This is a genomic window from Rhodococcus sp. RD6.2 (assembly GCF_001040705.1).
GTDB lineage: Bacteria > Actinomycetota > Actinomycetes > Mycobacteriales > Mycobacteriaceae > Rhodococcus_G.
On the sequence record NZ_CVQP01000005.1, the window covers coordinates 178,085 to 197,250 of the forward strand.

18 protein-coding genes and 1 pseudogene are annotated in these 19,166 nt (G+C 68.8%); 12 read left to right on the plus strand and 7 right to left on the minus strand.

The features are described from left to right. Window positions 1–3: 3 nt before the first annotated feature. A pseudogene (locus tag RHCRD62_RS07375) lies at window positions 4–633 on the plus strand (amidohydrolase family protein); the annotation flags it as partial. Between the two features lie 164 nt (window positions 634–797). Here RHCRD62_RS07375 and RHCRD62_RS07380 read toward each other — a convergent pair. Next, complete coding sequence (locus RHCRD62_RS07380; RefSeq protein ID WP_050064048.1) at window positions 798–1,655, minus strand: helix-turn-helix transcriptional regulator; 858 nt, start codon at window positions 1,653–1,655, stop codon at window positions 798–800. A 104-nt stretch (window positions 1,656–1,759) separates the two neighbouring features. On the opposite strand from RHCRD62_RS07380, the gene RHCRD62_RS07385 reads away from it, so the two are divergent. Continuing rightward, window positions 1,760–3,370 carry a long-chain-fatty-acid--CoA ligase gene (locus tag RHCRD62_RS07385; RefSeq protein WP_050064049.1) on the plus strand — a complete coding sequence of 537 codons (1,611 nt, stop codon included), beginning with the start codon at window positions 1,760–1,762 and terminating at the stop codon, window positions 3,368–3,370. 49 nt (window positions 3,371–3,419) lie between these two features. After that, window positions 3,420–4,268 (plus strand): 3-hydroxybutyryl-CoA dehydrogenase, encoded by an 849-nt coding sequence (locus tag RHCRD62_RS07390; protein ID WP_050064050.1) that lies wholly within the window; start codon window positions 3,420–3,422, stop codon window positions 4,266–4,268. 65 nt (window positions 4,269–4,333) lie between these two features. Here the strand turns inward: RHCRD62_RS07390 and RHCRD62_RS26060 are convergent, their stop codons facing one another. Continuing rightward, window positions 4,334–4,489: a hypothetical protein gene (locus RHCRD62_RS26060; RefSeq protein ID WP_172671023.1), complete on the minus strand. Its 156-nt coding sequence runs from the start codon at window positions 4,487–4,489 to the stop codon at window positions 4,334–4,336. 178 nt (window positions 4,490–4,667) lie between these two features. Here RHCRD62_RS26060 and RHCRD62_RS07395 point away from each other — a divergent pair, with 178 nt between their 5' ends. From RHCRD62_RS07395 to RHCRD62_RS07415, 5 genes are all read left to right on the plus strand, one after another. Then, complete coding sequence (locus tag RHCRD62_RS07395; RefSeq protein ID WP_050064051.1) at window positions 4,668–6,119, plus strand: MFS transporter; 1,452 nt, start codon at window positions 4,668–4,670, stop codon at window positions 6,117–6,119. Between the two features lie 354 nt (window positions 6,120–6,473). Next, window positions 6,474–7,262 carry a VOC family protein gene (locus tag RHCRD62_RS07400; protein ID WP_050064052.1) on the plus strand — a complete coding sequence of 263 codons (789 nt, stop codon included), beginning with the start codon at window positions 6,474–6,476 and terminating at the stop codon, window positions 7,260–7,262. Between the two features lie 4 nt (window positions 7,263–7,266). After that, window positions 7,267–7,848: a TIGR03086 family metal-binding protein gene (locus tag RHCRD62_RS07405; protein ID WP_050064053.1), complete on the plus strand. Its 582-nt coding sequence runs from the start codon at window positions 7,267–7,269 to the stop codon at window positions 7,846–7,848. Continuing rightward, window positions 7,845–9,590: a dihydroxy-acid dehydratase gene (ilvD, locus tag RHCRD62_RS07410; protein ID WP_084734137.1), complete on the plus strand. Its 1,746-nt coding sequence runs from the start codon at window positions 7,845–7,847 to the stop codon at window positions 9,588–9,590. Before RHCRD62_RS07405 ends, ilvD begins: the two co-directional genes overlap by 4 nt. After that, the gene (locus RHCRD62_RS07415; protein WP_253277236.1) at window positions 9,583–10,608 is read left to right on the plus strand and encodes an adenylate/guanylate cyclase domain-containing protein; all 1,026 of its coding nucleotides are present in this window, start codon (window positions 9,583–9,585) and stop codon (window positions 10,606–10,608) included. Before ilvD ends, RHCRD62_RS07415 begins: the two co-directional genes overlap by 8 nt. Window positions 10,609–10,683: 75 nt before the next feature. Here the strand turns inward: RHCRD62_RS07415 and RHCRD62_RS07420 are convergent, their stop codons facing one another. From RHCRD62_RS07420 to RHCRD62_RS07430, 3 genes are all read right to left on the minus strand, one after another. Beyond that, window positions 10,684–11,424, minus strand: a complete 741-nt coding sequence (locus RHCRD62_RS07420) for a DUF6319 family protein (RefSeq protein ID WP_050064054.1) — start codon at window positions 11,422–11,424, stop codon at window positions 10,684–10,686. 6 nt (window positions 11,425–11,430) lie between these two features. Then, window positions 11,431–12,084, minus strand: a complete 654-nt coding sequence (locus RHCRD62_RS07425; RefSeq protein WP_050064055.1) for a S1 family peptidase — start codon at window positions 12,082–12,084, stop codon at window positions 11,431–11,433. Between the two features lie 286 nt (window positions 12,085–12,370). Continuing rightward, the gene (locus RHCRD62_RS07430; RefSeq protein WP_050064056.1) at window positions 12,371–13,036 is read right to left on the minus strand and encodes a TetR/AcrR family transcriptional regulator; all 666 of its coding nucleotides are present in this window, start codon (window positions 13,034–13,036) and stop codon (window positions 12,371–12,373) included. An 82-nt stretch (window positions 13,037–13,118) separates the two neighbouring features. On the opposite strand from RHCRD62_RS07430, the gene RHCRD62_RS07435 reads away from it, so the two are divergent. Then, entirely contained in the window at window positions 13,119–14,654 is a 1,536-nt protein-coding gene (locus RHCRD62_RS07435; protein WP_050064057.1) for an MFS transporter, read from the plus strand. A gap of 32 nt (window positions 14,655–14,686) precedes the next feature. Here the strand turns inward: RHCRD62_RS07435 and RHCRD62_RS07440 are convergent, their stop codons facing one another. Then, entirely contained in the window at window positions 14,687–15,397 is a 711-nt protein-coding gene (locus RHCRD62_RS07440) for a phosphatase PAP2 family protein (protein WP_050064058.1), read from the minus strand. Between the two features lie 127 nt (window positions 15,398–15,524). On the opposite strand from RHCRD62_RS07440, the gene RHCRD62_RS07445 reads away from it, so the two are divergent. The 3 genes from RHCRD62_RS07445 to RHCRD62_RS07455 all read left to right on the plus strand — a co-directional run bounded on the left by RHCRD62_RS07445 (window position 15,525) and on the right by RHCRD62_RS07455 (window position 18,278). Then, window positions 15,525–15,953, plus strand: coding sequence for a very short patch repair endonuclease (locus RHCRD62_RS07445; protein ID WP_050064059.1), 429 nt, complete (start codon window positions 15,525–15,527; stop codon window positions 15,951–15,953). Between the two features lie 79 nt (window positions 15,954–16,032). After that, window positions 16,033–17,694, plus strand: coding sequence for an alkaline phosphatase D family protein (locus tag RHCRD62_RS07450; RefSeq protein WP_050064060.1), 1,662 nt, complete (start codon window positions 16,033–16,035; stop codon window positions 17,692–17,694). A 20-nt stretch (window positions 17,695–17,714) separates the two neighbouring features. Next, window positions 17,715–18,278, plus strand: a complete 564-nt coding sequence (locus RHCRD62_RS07455; RefSeq protein WP_050064061.1) for a mismatch-specific DNA-glycosylase — start codon at window positions 17,715–17,717, stop codon at window positions 18,276–18,278. Between the two features lie 124 nt (window positions 18,279–18,402). On the opposite strand, the gene RHCRD62_RS07460 is transcribed toward RHCRD62_RS07455, so the two are convergent. Beyond that, complete coding sequence (locus RHCRD62_RS07460) at window positions 18,403–19,164, minus strand: SDR family NAD(P)-dependent oxidoreductase (RefSeq protein ID WP_050064062.1); 762 nt, start codon at window positions 19,162–19,164, stop codon at window positions 18,403–18,405. Window positions 19,165–19,166 lie beyond the last annotated feature (2 nt).

Sequence of the window (19,166 nt, forward strand, 5' to 3'; positions counted from 1 at the left end):
CATCTGTTCGACGAGGACAACCACCTGTACGAGACCCCCGAGGCGCGGACCAAGTTCCTCCCCGAGAAGTACAGGGGCGTCATCAAGTACGTCCAGGTAGACGGCCGCATCAAGATCGCTATCAACGGCCAGATCAGCGAGTACATCCCCAATCCCACTTCGAGGTGGTCGCGCGTCCCGGCGCGATGGAGGACTACTTCAAGAACGGCAACCCCGAAGGCAAGAGCAGGCGCGAGATCTTCGGCTCCTCGATGAAGTCGATCCCCGCCTTCCGTGAGCCCGCCGCCCGCCTGGAGCTGATGGACGAGCTCGGCGTCGACCACACCTTGATGTTCCCGACACTCGCGAGCCTCGTCGAGGAGCGCATGCGGCACGATCCCGACGCGATCCACGTCGTCGTCCACGCACTCAACGAATGGCTCTACGAGACTTGGCAGTTCAACCACAAGGATCGGATCTTCACGACGCCCGCCATCACCCTGCCCAACGTGGACAAGGCGATCGAGGAACTCGAGTGGGTCGCCGAGCGCGACGCCAAGGCCGTCCTCATCCGGCCTGCTCCGGCCCGGGCTACAAGGGCCCCGCTCGTTCGCGCTCCCCGAGTTCGATCCATTCTGGAAGCGCGTGGTCGAACGGTCGATGCGACCCTCGACGCGGACGTCGTCGCCGAGCTGATGGAGGTGTGCAACCGCCGTGTCCTTCCCCCTATGGCACGGGCCGGCTGAGGCGGAGCCAATGAGCCGCGGAACCACCAGTCGGATCTGCGCCGGGCCGGTGATTCCGCACACCACTCCTGCCTACGGGATCAGGCCGCTCCGCCGCGCAGCGACCACCGCGGCCTGCCTGCTGTTCACGTCGAGTTTCGCCATCAGGTTCCGCATGTACGTCTTCACGGTTTCCACGCTGAGCGAGAGCCGGTCGGCGATCTCGACGTTCCGGCACCCGAGGGCGACGTGAGACAGGACATCGAACTCTCTCGGCGACAACGTGATCGACGACGGCTCCACTGCCGGCGTGGTCAGCGTGCGCAGCGTGTCCTCCACCTCGCGCAACTGCGCGGCAAGCACCTCGTCGTCCACCCGCGCCGCCAGATCACGCAGCGCCAGGTAGCTTTCCGTGATCCGCTCGGACTCGGTCGTCGACCGTCCGGCTCGGGGCGGCACCGCCGTCAGGATCTCGACCCGCCGGTCCACCTCGTCACGGATCTCGATCTCCCGGGCAAGTCGCGACGACGCCCGCAGGACCGGGCCGATCATCACGTCACCGATCGGCCGACGGACGCGCAGCCCGCCGTACAGTGCCGCCCGTGTCACGCCTCGCACCACGACGGGAACCGCGAGCAGCGACTCGATGCCCTCGCCCGCCACCTGCACGTCGTAGTCGTGGGTGATGTGGTCGGAGGCGAAGTAATCGGGTGCGGCCTCGGGGCGCTGCTCAGCGACGGCACGGCCACCGAGACCGCAGCGGAAGTCGATGGTGAGCCCGCGCAGCATCCGGGTGCGGGTACCCGCGAAGCCGGTGAGCAGCATCGACCCACCCGACACGGCACCACCGAACAGCACGGGAAAGGCCGACCCGGCGCTCAGGGCCCGCAGTTCGGCGCGGAGCGCGTCCTCGTCGCTCGGCCTCAGTACGTCGTTCGGTGTCTCGTTCATGGCATACCCACTTCGTAGGGTAGCGGCCCGTTCACGGTGACCCCTAGCGTCGGGGGCAACCCGTGTAAGCCCCGTCACAGTCCGTCCTACCTGGAGAAACGCGAATGACCGCCCTGGCCGCCAACCATTCCGAGCTGAGCCCGCTGCGTTTCCTGGAACGCTCGGCGTCGGTGTTCCCCGACCGCACCGCCATCGTCCACGGCGACCGCCGCTACACGTACCGGGAGTTCGGGGCCGAGGTGCAGCGTCTCGCGCAGGTGCTGGCATCGCGCATCGAGCCCGGCGACCGGGTCGCATACCTCTGCCCGAACACCCCCGAAATGCTGATCGCGCACTTCGCGGTCCCCCTGGCGGGCGGCATCCTCGTCGCCCTGAACTCCCGGCTTGCCGGCCCCGAACTCGAGTACATCCTCGACCACTCCGGCGCCACGATCCTGTTCGTCGACTCCGAGCTCCTCGGTTCGGCGGCCACCATCCGTGAGCGGGTCCCGACGGTGCGGGAGATCATCGATGTCCCCGATTCCACGATCACGATCGAGAATCCGGTCACCGGCGTCGCTACCACCACCTACTCCGAGTTCCTGGCATGCGACGTCGTCCGCGCTTCCCTGCCCTGGTCCGTCGCCGACGAACAGACACCGATCGCGATCAACTACACCTCCGGCACCACCGGAAAACCCAAGGGCGTCATGTACTCCCACCGGGGCGCCTACCTGAACTCGCTCGGCGAGACCTTCCACAACGGGTTCACCGGTGACACGAAGTACCTGTGGACTCTGCCGATGTTCCACTGCAACGGCTGGTGCACACCGTGGGCCGTCACTGCGGCGGGCGGCACGCACGTGTGCCTGCGCGCGGTCCGCGCCGATGCGATCTGGGAAGCCATCGACACCCTCGGCGTCACCAATCTGTGCGGCGCCCCGACCGTCTGCTCGACCATCGCCGACGCGGCGCAGGCCCACCCTCTGACGACGCCGCTCCGCATCACGACAGCAGGCGCCCCGCCGTCGCCGACGATCATCGGACGGCTGGAGTCGCTCGGCGTCACCGTAGTGCACGTGTACGGCCTGACCGAGGTGTACGGGCCATACACGATCTGCGAGCCGCAGGACTCGTGGGCGACGCTCGCGCCTGCGGAGCGGGCCGTCCTGATCTCGAGGCAGGGCGTCGGGATGCTGCAGGCCGAGAACGCGCGCGTCGTGGACCCGCAGATGAACGACGTCCCGTCCGACGGGATCAGCCTCGGCGAGATCGTGCTGCGCGGCAACAACGTGATGCTCGGCTACTACCGCGACGAGGAGGCCACCGCACAGGCATTCGCCGGCGGCTGGTTCCACACCGGCGACCTCGGCGTCATGCACCCGGACGGGTACATCCAGCTAAAGGACCGCGCGAAGGACATCATCATCTCCGGCGGCGAGAACATTTCCACTGTCGAGGTCGAGCAGGCGATCGTCTCCCATCCTGCGGTCGCGGACGTCGCGGTGATCGGCGTCCCGGACGACAAGTGGGGAGAACGTCCGAAGGCGTTCGTCCTCGTCCGGCCCGGTGCTGTGGTGACCGCACTGGAGTTGATCGCGCATGCTCGCGACCTGCTCGCCGGGTACAAAATCCCCCGCGACATCGTGTTCGCGTCGGACCTGCCACGGACCCCCACCGGCAAGATCCGCAAGAACGAGCTGCGGGCGGCCGATGACCCGGTTACCGGCGCATAGCAGAATGAGCCCGACAACATGACGAGATTTCCAGGTTTGGAGTGAAGCTGTGGAGCTGATCGGAGTTATCGGTGGCGGCACCATGGGTGCCGGAATCGCCGAGGTGTGCGCGAAGGCCGGGAGCGACGTCCTGGTGCTCGAGACGAAGCAGGAGTTCGCGGACGCCGCCACCGCGCGCATCGCGACGTCCATCTCCCGCGGTGTCGCCAAGGGCAAGATCACGCAGGAAGAGGCCGACGCGGCCATCGCGCGCGTGCGGGTCACCCTCGACATCGAGGAGTTCGCCGACCGCGACCTGGTCATTGAGGCCGCGCCGGAGATCGAGGCGCTCAAGTACGAGATCTTCGGCAAGCTCGACAAGATCGTGAAGCCGTCCGGCATCCTCGCGACCAACACCTCCTCCATCCCGGTGATCAAGGTCGCGGGCGCCACGCAGCGTCCCGAGCAGGTCGTCGGCGTGCACTTCTTCAACCCGGTGCCGGTGATGCCGCTGGTGGAGATCATCTCCACTCTGGTCACCGCTCCGGAGACGGCCGCCGCCGTCACCGACTACGCGAAGAACACGCTGGGCAAGACGACCGTGCAGGCCGGCGACCGGTCCGGCTTCATCGTCAACGCGCTGCTCATCCCGTACCTGTGCCAGGCGGTGCGGATGCTGGAGTCGGGTTACGCGTCGAAGGAAGACATCGATGCGGCGATGAAGGGTGGCTGCGGCTACCCGATGGGTCCGCTGACCCTGCTCGACACCGTCGGCCTCGACATCGCGCTGGCCGCGGCGGAGTCGCTCTACGCGGAGTTCGCGGAGCCGCACTTCGCTCCGCCGGCGCTGCTGCGTCGCATGGTCGACGCGGGCCGTCTGGGCCGCAAGACCGGCCGCGGGTTCTACGACTACAAGTAGGCACTACGCGCAAGTGCGCGGGTTTGGTGGCCCTCACCACCGAACCCGCGCACAGGCACAGGCGCTCAGCTGAGAGCCGACGCGGCACCGACGACGGTGAGGACCGCGCCGAGACCGCCGACGATGGCGCCGACACCGGTCACGATCGGCTGGATCTGCTTGATGAGGGCGAGGTTGTCGTCGGAAATCGAACCGTCGCGGGTCGCACGTGCAACTGCCATTGAACTTCTCCTTGTGTGAGTGGTTGAGCAGGGACGATGTAACCTCACGGTTCGCGCCGAATCCGTGCCTCGAGGTGCGACGGCACGCGAATGCGCAGGCAGCGAATTTGAATCCGGCTGCCCCGAACGCATCCGGCTGCGGCGGTCGAACAGGGTCTCGCGGCGTACCGTCACACCCATGACTGTCCCGTTGCGGTCACCGACGGGCCGGGCCGTGGTTCTCACGACGGTCCTCGGCTCGTCACTGGCGATGCTCGACGCGACGGTCGTGAACATCGCACTTCCCCGCATCGGCGAGGACCTCGGTGCCTCCGTCGCCGACCTGCAATGGGTGGTCAGCGGGTACACCCTCACCCTTGCGTCACTGATCCTGCTCGCGGGCGCTCTCGGCGACCGCCTCGGCAGGCGTCGCGTGTTCGTCTGGGGCACAGTGTGGTTCACGGTCGCCTCGGCGGCCTGTGCACTCGCACCGAACATCGAACTGCTCATCGCGGCCCGCATCGTGCAGGGCGTCGGTGCGGCACTGCTCACCCCCGGCAGCCTCGCGCTGCTGTCCGCGACCATCGACGACGACGATCGCGGCGCCGCCATCGGACTGTGGTCCGGGCTCGGCGGTGTCGCGTCGGCGGCCGGGCCGTTCCTCGGTGGCTGGCTCGTCGAGGTCGCGAGTTGGCGCGCCGTGTTCTGGCTCAATGTTCCCCTCGCGGCTGCCGTGGTGTGGGTCGCTGTTCGGCACGTCCCGGACAGCCGCGACCCGCACGCTCACGGACGACTCGACGTCCCGGGCACCGCGCTCGGCATCGTCGCCCTCGCCGCTCTGACCTACGGCCTGATCGCCGGGCACGCGATACCCGTCGGCATCGGGATCGTCGCGTTCGGCCTGTTCGTCGTCACCGAGCGACGCTCCTCGAATCCGCTCGTGCCGCCGTCGCTGTTCCGGTCGCGGGTGTTCACCGCGGCGAATCTGGTGACTCTCGCCGTGTATGCGGCACTGGGCGGGGTGTTCTTCCTCCTGGTCCTGCAGCTGCAGATCGTCGCCGGGTACTCGCCGATTGCGTCGGGAGTCGCGACGCTGCCGATCACGGTCCTGATGCTGGTGCTGTCGTCCCGCGCGGGACGCTGGGCGCAGCACCACGGGGCCAGGCTGCCGATGACGGTGGGACCACTGGTCGGAGCGGTCGGCCTACTGCTGATGCTCCGGATCGGCCCCGACGCCTCGTACGTCGCGGACGTCCTGCCTGCGGTAGTGGTGTTCGGACTCGGCCTGTCGGCACTGGTGGCGCCGCTGACCGGGGCCGTCCTCGGGTCGGTGTCCACGGACCGCGCCGGCATCGCGTCCGGTGTGAACAACGCCGTCGCCCGGACGGCGCAGCTGCTCGCCGTCGCGGCACTGCCCGGGCTGGCGGGCATCACCGACTACTCGGACATCGACGGGTTCAACGCAGGGTTCCACATCGCGATGCTGATCTGCGCCGGCTTGATGCTCGCAGGCGCCGCGATCGCTGCCCTCCTGGTGCCGTCGGCGAAACCCACTGTCGAACATGCTGATTCGATCGAATGCCAACCCCACTGCGACGTCTCAGCTCCCGCGCTCGTACCGGAATTCGACTCCCCACACGATGATCGCTGAGTAGCTCCAGAACCGGCCACCGTCGGACCCCGGGCGACCGCATCCCCGCCGCTGAGCCCACCGCCATCGACAGCAGTCCCCGGCACAGCGTGACCCCTCCCACGTTTGCGACGGGTACCGCACCGCCGTGACCATCAGATCCGGTCGACACAGCAGGTCAGGGACCCGCGCGGCGACATCGCGGCGGTGTCGGTCACGCACTCGACTCCGCGGAGACGGCATCGGCGACGTCTCGATACAGCCGCTCCACTTTTCAAACGCACCGCGGACTGGAAGCGTGGATGCAGGTCTCCGCCCGACGAGGTCGTGGGCGGGGATCTGCAGGACCGAATTTCCACGCGAAAGGACGTCACAATGCCCACCCGCTCGCACTACCCGGAGGGCTTGCCCTGTTGGGTCGACCTGGCGGCGGGCGACCCCGCCGCGGCCGAGGACTACTACACCCGACTCCTCGGCTGGGAGTTCGAGCGGATGCCGAACCCCGACGGCGGGGTTTACGCGATGGCGCAACTCCGCGGACACGCGGTCGCCGCCGTCGGCGGACAGCCGCCGGGCACCCCGCCCGAGACGCCGTCACACTGGAACACCTACCTCGCCACCGGCGACGTGACCGCGACCACGGCGAAGGTTCCCGGAGCGGGTGGCCAGGTGCTGATGGACCCGGCGGACGTCGGTGACGCGGGCCGCATGGCATTCGTCGCCGATCCGACCGGCGCCGTCGTCGGACTGTGGGAGGCAGGCAGACACATCGGTGCGGGCCTGCGCGGCGAAGCGGGCGCCCTCGTGTGGTCGGAATTGATCACCGCCGAACCGGCGTCCGCGCTGGCGTTCTACGACACCGTGTTCGGCGTGACGTCCACGGCGATGCCGATGCCGGACGGCAGCTACACGGTGCTGCACGCAGGCGGCGAGGACATCGGCGGGTGCGCCACACCGCAGATCCCCGGCGCACCCGCACACTGGCAGGTCTACTTCGCGGTGGACGATCCCGACACCACCGCCGAACAGTCCGTCGCCGCAGGCGGATCGACTCTCGTCGACCCCTTCCACATTCCCGGCGCGGGACGGATCGCCGTCCTGTCCGACCCGACGGGCGGCGTGTTCAGCGTCATCCTCCCCGAGCCCCCACAACAGGAGGGGTGACGCCGTGGCTCTGGAGTGGTTGGCGCTGCTGCGCCAGGCTCAACACGAATTCTCCACACGCGTCGAGTCGGTCACCGACTGGTCCGCCCCGACACCCGACACCGACTGGGACGTCACCGCCCTCGTCCGGCACGTCGTCGTCGAACAGCAATGGGTGCCACCACTGCTCGGGGGGCTCACGATCAGCGAGGCCGAGGAGCGGATCCGACCGCTCCGAGAGGACGACCTCGTCGCCGAGTGGAATCAATATTCGGGGCTGGCGACCGCCGCCTGGGACGTCGCGCCCGCGTCCTCACTCGTACACCTGTCCTACGCCGTGGTCACGGTGGATCACTATCTGCGCGAACAGGTCTGCGACATCACCGTCCACGCGTGGGACCTCGCCCGCGCGACCGGCGCCGACGAAGCGCTCGACACCCGACTCGTCGCCGCCGTGTGGGACGTGTTCGACGAACAGCGCGACATGCTCGGTGCCAGCGGACTATTCGCGGCCCCGGTCCCCGTGCCGGACGACGCACCGCTGCAGGACCGACTGCTCGCGCTCACCGGGCGCGATCCCCGACCGTCCGAAGGAGGCACACGATGACGAACGAACCCGACGTCAAGCCCCACGACGCCCCTGACGTCAAACCGCGCGACGGCGTCGACGTCAAACCGCGCAGCCGCGACGTCACCGACGGGTTGGAGAAGACCGCCGCCCGCGGCATGCTCCGCGCGGTCGGGATGGGCGACGACGACTGGGGCAAATCCCAGATCGGGGTCGCGTCGTCGTGGAACGAGATCACTCCCTGCAACCTGTCCCTCGACCGGCTCGCTCAGGCCGTGAAGGACGGCGTCCACTCGGCGGGTGGTTACCCGCTCGAGTTCGGCACCATCTCGGTGTCGGACGGCATCTCGATGGGCCACGAGGGCATGCACTTCTCGCTGGTGTCGCGGGAAGTGATCGCAGACAGCGTCGAAACGGTGATGCAGGCCGAGCGCCTCGACGGGTCCGTCCTGCTCGCGGGGTGCGACAAGTCGCTGCCCGGCATGCTGATGGCCGCCGCCCGCCTGAACCTGGCGTCGGTGTTCCTGTACGCGGGGTCGATCCTTCCCGGCACCGCGAAACTCTCGGACGGCACCGAGAAGGACGTCACGATCATCGACGCGTTCGAGGCTGTCGGCGCATGCGCCCGCGGGTTGATGAGCCGTGAGGACGTCGACGCCATCGAACGCGCAATCTGCCCCGGTGAAGGCGCCTGCGGCGGCATGTACACCGCCAACACGATGGCCTCCGCCGCCGAGGCACTCGGCATGTCGCTGCCCGGGTCGGCGGCGCCCCCTGCCACCGACCGGCGTCGCGACGGCTACGCCCGCCGCAGCGGACAGGCCGTCGTCGAACTGCTGCGCCGTGGGATCGTCCCGTCGGACATCCTGACGAGGGAGGCGTTCGAGAACGCGATTGCGGTGGTGATGGCGTTCGGCGGCTCCACCAACGCCGTCCTGCACCTGCTGGCGATCGCCAACGAGGCCGGGGTCCCGTTGTCCCTGGACGATTTCAAACGCGTCGGCGCGAAGGTGCCGCACCTCGCCGACGTCAAACCGTTCGGCGCCTACGTGATGAAGGACGTCGACCACATCGGCGGCGTCCCCGTCGTCATGAAGGCCCTCCTGGACGCGGGCCTGCTGCACGGCGACTGCCTGACTGTCACCGGACGCACGATCGCGGAGAACCTGGCGGACATCGCACCTCCCGATCCGGATGGCAAAGTGCTGCGCGCGATGAGCGCCCCCATCCACCCGACCGGCGGCATCACCATTCTCGCCGGATCCCTGGCTCCCGGCGGCGCCGTCGTCAAGTCGGCAGGCTTCGAGTCCGACGTGTTCACCGGAACGGCGCGCGTTTTCGACCGCGAACGCGCCGCGCTCGACGCCCTCGAGGACGGCACGATCACCGCAGGCGATGCCGTTGTCATCCGCTACGAGGGCCCGAAGGGTGGGCCCGGGATGCGGGAGATGCTCGCGATCACCGCCGCGATCAAGGGTGCCGGACTCGGCAAGGACGTCCTGCTGCTCACCGACGGCCGTTTCTCCGGCGGTACCACCGGGCTGTGCGTCGGGCACGTCGCACCCGAGGCCGTCGACGGCGGACCGATCGCGTTCGTCCGGGACGGCGACCCGATCCGCCTCGACGTCGGCACCGGTCGCCTCGATGTGCTCGTCGACCAGGGTGAACTCACGTTGCGCGCACAGGGATGGGAGCCGTTGCCGCCCCGGTACACTCGCGGAGTGCTCGCCAAGTACACGAAACTCGTGGGTTCGGCGTCGAACGGGGCCGTGTGTGGCTGATCGCGACCACGAACGGCGGCGCGCCCGCGAGTTCGAGATGATCGAAGCCGAGGTCGAACGGAGCCTCCTCGGCGGAGAGTTCAAGTACACCCGCGAACAGGCCGCCGAGATCGCCGGTGTCCCGCTCGAACGGGCCCAACGCCTGTGGGTCGCGCTGGGATTCGCCCACGACGACAAACCCGACGAGCCGATGTTCACCGACGCCGACGTCGAGGCGCTCAAGTCGATCACCTCACTGGTCGACGCCGGCATCATCGACCCCGGCCTCGAGGTGTCGGTGACCCGCGCACTCGGACAGGCGTTCTCACGGCTCGCCGAATGGCAGCTGGGCCTGCTCAACACCTATGTCGCCGATCGGGTCCGCAATCACGAGGCAGGCGACGAAGTCGACCCGCGTGCGGTGGCCGCCGCCGCCTCTCTCGTCGCCGAGCAGATGCTGCCCACCCTCGAGAAGCTCCAGTCCTACGCGTGGCGGCGGCACCTCGCGTCGAATGCGGCCCGCTTCCTCGACCGGCGCAGCGAGGACACGGACCGGCGCACGCTCGTGATCGGGTTTGCGGACATGGTCGGCTACACCAGCCTCACCCGCCGGCTCGACATCACCGAACTCACCACGCTGCTCGAGTTCTTCGAGTCCACCGTCACCACCGTCATCAGTCAGAACCGCGGCTGGGTGATCAAGAACGTCGGCGACGAAGTGCTCTTCGCAGCTGAGGACCCCGTCGATGCCGCCCGTATCGCCCTGTCGCTGCAGGACGCCGCACAGACCACCGAGGAACTGCCGAACCTTCGCGTCGGCCTCGCCCTCGGCGAGGTGCTCGTCCGGTTCGGGGACGTGTACGGCGCGGTCGTGAACATCGCCGCGCGGCTCACCAGCTCCGCCCGCCCCGGCACCGTCCTCATCGACTCCGCGATGGCCGACGCCCTCGAATCGGAGCACGAGTTCCAGGTGCGCTCCATGCGCACCCTGCGGGTCCGCGGCTACAGCAGGCTCAAGGCGTACACCCTGCGCCGCTGACCCGCCACGGTTCCCTGATGTCACACCAGGTCACTAGAGAACCCCCAATGTGACATCAGGGAACCAGAAGTGGCGTTACGAGCCCAGCGACTCGAGCGCGCTGCGGGCTTCGTCGAGCTGCTTGCTGAGTTCCTCGACGCGCTTCGCGGCGGCCTCGCGGGCGGCCGAGAGCACCGACGCGACAGCCTCCTCCGCAGCGGGATCACCGAGTTCGTGGACCGCCCGCTCGACCGAATCCGCGGACACCGGTGCGGCCTTGCCGGGACGCTTCGCGCCGTGGGTGACGGTGACGGTCCATTCGCCTCCCGCCTCCGCGTGCAGGGTGACGCTGACGCCAACGGGTTCCTTCGTGCGGCGGGGGCGCTTCGGCGCCGGCGCGGTCGCGGCGTCAGGGGTCGGAGTTGTCACGGCGTCCTTCGGTGAGGTGGGGAGGGGCTTCGGTTGCGGCGACACCGGTTTGGGCGCGGAGGCCGCGGACCGGTCGAGGGCGGCCTGCGCTGCTGCCGACCGCGGTCGGGCCGGCGGAGCAGCCGGCTTCGGCGCCGGTGCCGGCTTCGCAGCGGGCTGCGAGGGGTTCCGCGTCATCCGCAATTCGTCTGCCTCGAAAGGCAGTTCGTCATTGACACCCTTGGGTCGGATCAGCACCGTGGTGCCGTCCACCGACACCACTTTCGCGGAACAGCCCGCGGGCAGCCCGAGGCTCGGTGTGGCGTCGTTGAGGTAGACGGTGGCGCGTTTTCCATCTGCGATGGCGGCGGCGAGGTCAGTGAGATTCTGCTCGGTGAGGCGGTCACCGAGCCGGGAGCGAGGGGGCATACGTGATCAGATCGGACGGAAGCCTGCGCCAACGCCGCCGTGCGCGTTGAGATCCGCCAGGATGATGTCGATGTCGGTTCCGAGTTCGGGGCCGAGACACGCGACCCCCAAATAGGCATTCACCATGCCGACCAATGTAGTCCCGCGGACGACAGGCGATCCCGAGTCACCCTGGATCACGCACATCTGGGTCCACGTTTCGTTGGTCTGCAGGAGATCCCCCCACACGACTCCGCACGTGTTGCCGGTCCGCAGCCCCTGCTTGCAGACCACGTCCGGGAAGTTGGCGGGCGACCCGACCGTGGTGATGGTGACCGGGCCGATGCGGTTGACCGGGACCACCTTCGCGGGGTCGAACTCGATCACCGCGTAGTCGAGTTCGCGACTCTTGCCCACCATGTGACCCACGATGCCGACGTCCTGTCTGCGTTCGGGGACGATCTCGTAGCCCGGTTCGCCGCAGTGTCCTGCCGTCAGACCGACGAGTTTGCCACTGTTGTCGTGACCGATGGCGGTCAACGTGCACAGTGCCTCGTTGCCGAGAATGATGCCGGTGCCTCCTCCCATCACGGCAGGTGGAGCGGCCGCGGAGGTTCCCACCCCCAGGTATCCGAACAGTGCCGCGATCACCACGACCACGAATGTCGCCTTCTTGGCCATCGTCCGACCTCCAGGAGGTTCGCCGCGCCGGGCCTTACGCCCGGTCCGTGGGAGACGAGCTCACAGGGCATGCCTCTCGGTTCCCTCGGATGCGCCTGTCGGGGCAATCGCCGTCCGGCGTGGAGAGCCGATACGGGGTGTGTATCGGTGCCGACGGCGGCGCAGCGGGGCGGCGATGGGCGCCAGGTGCACCGACGGGTGGCCGGGAGGTATCTCATCAGTATCCGCGCATGCGCAACCCCGTGCAGTCGTTTGCTGCGATTCGCCGAACCTCGGTGGTGCGGTGTCACTCCTCCGCGGCGGCCACGTCGCGACCCACTGCCCGGCCTCGCGCGGCGAGGAAGTCGTCGACGATCTGTTCCCGCACGCGGGCGTCGAGGGGAGGCAGGGTCGCCAGCCGCACGAACACGAGCGGTCCGATCAGCTGCGCGAGGGCCACGTCGTGGTCGAACTCGCCGAGTTGTTCGCGGCATTCCGCGCTCGTGAAGACGCGGTCGAACGGCTCCCGGTACCGGGTGACGATGCGCTGCCGCAGAGAGTGCAGTTCGCTTCGGTCCGCGTTGGCGGCGCGAACGGACACGGGACCGCCGATTCCGGGCCCCATCCCGAGCCAGCACATCGCCGTCAACTGTGCGGGGGCCTCGTCGATGAGCCTGTCCTGTTCTTCGACGAGTGCGATCAGCTGGTCGCGCAGCGTCGCACCCTCAGGCACCGACGACGCCGGCGGCACCAGGCGCGCGAAGGCGGCGGCGAGCAGTTCGGTACCGCTGTCGAAATGCCGGTACAGCGTCGCGCGTGCGACGTGGGCGGCCTCGGTGACGGCGTCGATCGTCACGGCGTCGATCCCGCCGCGGGCGAGGAGGTTCGTCGCCGCGTCGAGCAGTCGCGCCCGCGACCGCGCCTTGCGCGGGTCGACGCGTCCCGAAACGTCCGCGTCCACGGCACCTCCCATCGCTCACGAAACCTGTGGGTTGTGGAACCCCGACACCACAAACGATACTGACAGTCTCATTTTGCCTCGGGGAAGGCCGCGCATGAATGCACGAACCGGATTGACCGCCCGGGAGATCTGGACGCTTTTCGTGGTGTGCTCGGGCGTGGCCTTGGTCATCGCCGCGATGGCTGCCCTGAATTCGGCCCTGCCCGCCATCGCCCTCGATACCGGTGCCACCCAGGGCGAACTGACCTGGATCATCGACAGCTACACCCTCACCCTGGCTGCGCTCCTGCTGCCCGCAGGTGCGCTGGGCGACCGGTACGGCCGGCGCGGGGTGCTGCTCATCGGACTGGCGATCGTCGGCATCGCCTCCCTCGGACCGATCTGGCTCGACTCGCCCACCTGGATCATCGCGTTCCGCGCATTCGCGGGAGTCGGCGCCGCCTTCATGATGCCCGCGACGTTGTCGCTGCTGGTGGCCACATTCCCGCCCGAACATCGTGCTCGCGGTGTCGCGATCTGGGCGGGCGTCGCCGCGATCGGCGGCATCGCGGGCATGGTCATCTCCGGCCTGATGCTCGAGCACTGGTCGTGGCAGTCGATCTTCGTCGGGTTCGCCGTCGGCGCGATCGGACTGTTCGTGGTCACCTGGACCATCCCACCGTCACGCGCCGAGCATCCCCCACGCATGGACGTGCCCGGCTCGTTGCTGTCGGTCGGTGCGGTCGGCGGATTCGTCCTCGGCATGCTCGAGGGTCCGCTCCGCGGCTGGTCGGACCCGCTGCCGGTCACGGCTCTCGTGACGGCCGTCGTCTGCGGAACGGCGTTCGTCGTGGTCGAGTTGCGGCGCACGGAGCCCCTGCTCGACGTGCGACTGTTCGGCAATCGCGGGTTCAGCGCCGGGTCACTGTCCATGACTCTGCAGTTCCTCGCATCGTTCGCGATGTTCTTCCTCGTCGTGCAGTACATGCAGTTGGTGCGAGGCTTCAGCCCGCTGATGTCCGGGATCGCGCTCGCTCCGATGGTGATACCGGTGATGGGAATGTCCGCGGTCGTCCCGTGGCTGCTCCCGCGCGTCGGACTGCGCTGGCTCAGCGTCGTCGGCTTGAGCCTGACGGGAGTCGGGATGTTCGCGTTCGCGACCATCGACGCCGACAGCGGGTACTGGACCACGGTGTGGTGCCTGATGATCTACGCGTTCGGCCTCGGACTGTGCACAGCACCCGCCACGCACGCGATCGTCGAGAACACCCCCGAGGACAAGCAGGGCGTCGCGTCCGCCGTCAACGACACCACCCGTGAGGTCGGCGCCGCCATCGGCATCGCGCTGGCGGGCAGCCTGCTGGCGTCCACCTACAGCCGCGAGATCGCGCCCGCTGTCGACGCGGTCCCCGAAGCGGCGAAGGAACCGGTCGGGTCGTCTCTCGCGGCCGCGCTCGAAGTGGCGAAGATGGCCGGTCCTCAGGGGGAGCAGCTCGCCGACTTCGCGCGATCGGCGTTCATGGCCGGGATGTCGAACGCCGCCTATGTGCTGGGTGGGATCCTGCTCGTCGCCGCCGTCGCGGTCGGCATCTGTGCGCCGGCTCGCCGCGCCGCCACGCCCGTTCCCGAGGAACCCGCCCTCGTCGACTGAACTCCGGCAGGCTCGCGCCGGAACGACATTCCCTAGTAGTGCGCGGGCTCGCGTCGCGGAGTGCCGAGGCCGACGCGGCGTACCACGATCGTCGCGACCGGTGTCAGGGCCACTGCGAAGGCGAGTGCGATGCACGAGCCGAACACCAACCCCGCGGCGACGTCGTGCGGGTAGTGCACCCCGCTCACGACCCGGGAGAAGCCGACGATCACCGCGGTGACGCCGGCGAGCACGGACATCCACGTCCGACGCGCCGCATAGCCGGCGAGGACCACCGCAGTGGCGAGGGCCGCAGAGATTCCCGAATGGTTACTGGGGAACGACCAGTCACCGAGCGGTGGGCACTCCGAGAGTGCGTGCACTCCCGGGAGGGCGGTGCAGGGCCGTTCCTCGGTGACGACCGACTTCACGGCGAGAGTCGCCAGGGCCGATCCGGCCGCGCCTGCGCCCGCGGCCAAGCCGACTGCGAGGGTGCGGGTGTCACCGCGACCCCACCACAACGACACCGCGAGCATCAGCGCGAGGGCGACCAGCCCCGCTTCCGCGACGAGATCGCTGACGGTCCCCGCGCCTGCAGGCCAGGACGCGGTGACGGCGTCAACGTCCCGATAGAGGGAGCTCGACCAGCCGATGACGGGGTTGCTCGCCATGTCGGCCGGACCGAACACGGCGAGGATGCCTGCGGCGACGATCAGGGCGGCCAGCCCGAGGGGCCAGTGCCGGGGTAGGAGGCGGGTACGCACGGGCGGAATGTACGGGGCGAAGCTGGCAGGAGACTGAGAGGGCCGGTCGGCGCAACCCCGAACCGGTGAACACCGGCGAAACAGCTGGGCATCTCGTGGTCACCCCGATCGGCGGACAATGGCATCCATGACGGCCCGGCCACTTCCGGATTCGGCGACGACCCGCGCCCGGATGAGTGCGCAGCGTCGCCGCGACACCGCGCCGGAGTTGGCATTGCGTCGGGAACTGCATCGCCGCGGTCGCCGGTACCGGGTCGACCGGGCACCCCTTCCCGGAATGCGCCGACGCGCAGATCTCGTGTTCCCGCGGGCCCGCGTCGCGGTGTTCGTCGACGGCTGCTTCTGGCATCGGTGCCCGCGGCACGCCACGTCGCCGAAGAACAACGCCGCGTGGTGGGCGACGAAACTGGACGGGAACGTCGCCCGCGACCGCGACACCGACGAGCGGCTCGCCGCAGCGGGCTGGACCGTGGTGCGTATCTGGGAGCACGAGGATCCGGTGACGGCCGCCGACGCGGTGGAGGTCGCGCTTCACCCCGCACGGACCGACCGGTGAACATCGGGAAAACTCGGAGCGAATGCAAAGTTACGTCTAGTGTAAATGTGTAACTGTCCCCTCCCCTCCGAGGTGTCCTGTGCCCTTCCCGTCCACCAACGTCTCTCGCCGAGCATTCCTGGTCGGCGCCACCGCTCTCGGTGGGGCAGCGCTGTTCCCCTCAGGCGCGAACGCCGCACCCCTTCTGCGTCAGGCACCCGACGCCGGACCGGGACTGATCCGGAACCCCGAGTTCGGCAACGGCGTCATGGCGGGTGTTCCCCGCACGGACGGCGCCACGTTGTGGACTCGGGTCGGGGCCGGTAGCGCGGCAGGCAGCAGCGTCTCCACCGGCAGCGCAGGGAGCAGCGCCACCGGAGGCGAACTGGCGCTGATCGTCTCGACGCGAGAGGACCTGTCCAGTCCCGTCATCGCTGAACGCGTTCAGGTGTCGGGCGACGCCGACGGCACGGCGCACTTCGACGCAACCGGATTGGCGCCCGGCGAGGCGTACTACTACCAGTTCCGCGGTGACGGCGGCGAGTCCCCGGTCGGACGGTTCCGGACGCTGCGGCCCGCCGACTCCAACGAACCGGTCCGCATTGGCTGGTTCACCTGCCAGGGCTTCGAGGAGGGCTACTACGCGGCGCACCGGCACCTCGCCGCGGAAGACCTCGACTTCGTCGTCTGTCTCGGCGACTACGTGTACGAGTTCACCAAGCCCGGCGTCCGTGGAGTGGAGAGCAACGCCTTCCCGCAGACCCTCGACGCCATGCGCGACAAGTACCGCAGATACCGCACCGACGCCGACCTGCGGGCGATGCACAGCAGTCACGCGTTCGTGCCGCTCTGGGACGACCACGAGTTCCGCAACAACTACAGCAAGGACGGCTGGACGTTCCCCGTCATCTCGCCGATCGAGGGCGCGATCGGCTTCCAGCAGAAGAAGCAGCAGGCGTGGCAGTCGTGGTTCGAGCACATGCCCGTCCCCCGATTCGCCGGCGACCCGACGCGCACCTACCGGTCGCTGCGCGTGGGCCGCACCGTCGAACTGTTCGCGCCCGACACCCGCCAGTACCGCGACAAGCAGGGGTGCGGCGACTCCCTCGACCACATCGTCTGCGCGGACGCCGACGTCGCGGGCCGGACGATGCTGGGTGCGCAGCAGAAGCAGTGGTTCCTCAACGGACTCACCACCTCGGATGCCCGGTGGAAGGTCGTCGCGAACCCGAACATGATGATGGGCATGGTCGTCGAGGACCAGGGCACCCGCGCCTACATGGACACCTGGGACGGCTACGGGGCCGAACGCAACGAAATTCTCTCCACTGCAGCGCAATCCGTCGAGAATCTTCTTCTTGTCACCGGCGACGACCACGACGGCTGGGCGGGCGAACTGTGGGACACCGGGTTCGCTCCCGGAACTCCGAGCGGCGCCCAGGTGAACGCGCCAGGGACCCGGCGCGCGGGCGTCGAGTTCGTCGTTCCGTCGGTGACGTCCTCCAACACCGGCGACGGCGGCTACACCAGCAGCGGCGTCGACACGAGCGGGGCCCGGGCCGAGGAAGCAAGCCGTCTCGCGAAGAACCCGCATCTCAAGCACGCCGACATGGTCGCGCACGGTTACGGGATCCTCGAGGTCGACGCGAGCGAGGCACGGTTCGCGTTCCGGGCCGTCGACAAGCTCAACCCGAACTCGGGCGTCGAGACGTCCAAGACGATGCGCGTCGAGTCGGGGACGTCTGTGCTCGACAACGCCTGAGCGGATGATGTACTGGCGCGATGGGTTTCACACGCGCCGAGTTGGAGTCGTTCCGCGACGCCGCGGTCCCGGACCTGATCGGGCCGGGATGCCGACTGCTGTTCGTCGGCATCAACCCCGGTCTGTGGACCGCGGCGACGGGAGCGCACTTCGCCCGTCCCGGTAACCGGTTCTATCCCGCACTGCACCGCGCGGGCATCGTGCCGCACCGCATCGACCCGAGCGCCGGGATGTCCGACGCCGACCGGGACCTGTTGCTCAGCCGCGGGATCGGGATCACCAACCTCGCGCCACGCGCCACCGCCCGGGCCGACGAACTGACGGCGTCCGAGCTACGCGACGGCCCCGAGCGACTGCGTCGGGTCGTGCGCTCGACGCGTCCCGCCGTCGTCGCGGTCGCGGGGGTGACGGCGTATCGCACGGCCTTCGGCGACCGGCGCGCGTCGACGGGGAGGCAGCCCCTGGACTTCGAGGGCGCGGCGCTGTGGGTGGTGCCGAACCCCAGTGGCCTCAACGCACACGAGACCGTCGACACCCTCGCCGAGTGGTACCGCCTCGCCGCCGTCGACGCAGGGGTGCTGTAGCGGGCCGCCACCCGCCCAGCGAAATCCCCTGCGCACACCGATTCTGCGGCGTGCACACGGGAATTGCGCGCACAACACCCCTGCGCGTGCTCCACAACCTGTGCACACAGGTTGTGGACAGGGCCTAACCCCAGCGGGACTGGCCACCGTCGAGGGGAACGGTGGCACCGGTGAGGTACCGGGAATCCTCGGAACACAGGAACACCACGGCGCGACCGATGTCGGATTCCGGGTCGCCGACGCGGCCGAGGGGAATGCCCGCGACGAAGGCCTCCGCCTCCTCGGGGTTCTTGTCCATCCACCACTGCAGCGCAGGCGTCATCGCATGTGGGGCAACGTTGTTGACGCGGATGCCGTCGCGTCCCCATTCCGCCGCGGCCGCGCGGGTGAGGACGCGCGTGCCCTCCTTGATGGACCCGTAGACGCCGTAGTTGCTGGCGTCCCACCGCACAGACGCCGACGTGACCAGGTTGACGACCGACCCGCCGCCGCGCGCGACCATGTGCGGGTGGCATGCCCGCATGAACCGCAGCGTCGCAAGCGGTCCGGACGCGAACGCGCGCTCGAAGTGCTCGTCCACCACGTCGAGCAGTGGGCCGGGCTTGGAGTCGTTGGCGTTGTTGACCATGATGTCTACGCCACCGAACTGCTCGACGGTGGTTGCGACGGCCGCCGCGATGTCCTCGGCGACCGAGACATCACACCGCACCGGGATGGCGCGTCCGCCGAACTCCTCGATCTCCGCGACCGTCTTGTGCAGTTTCGACTCGGTTCGGCCCGCGACTGCGATCGCGGCCCCCTCTTTCGCCAGTGCCAGCGAGATGCCGCGACCGATGCCCTGGCCGGCGCCGGTGACGATCGCGACCTTTCCGTCGAGGATGCCCATGT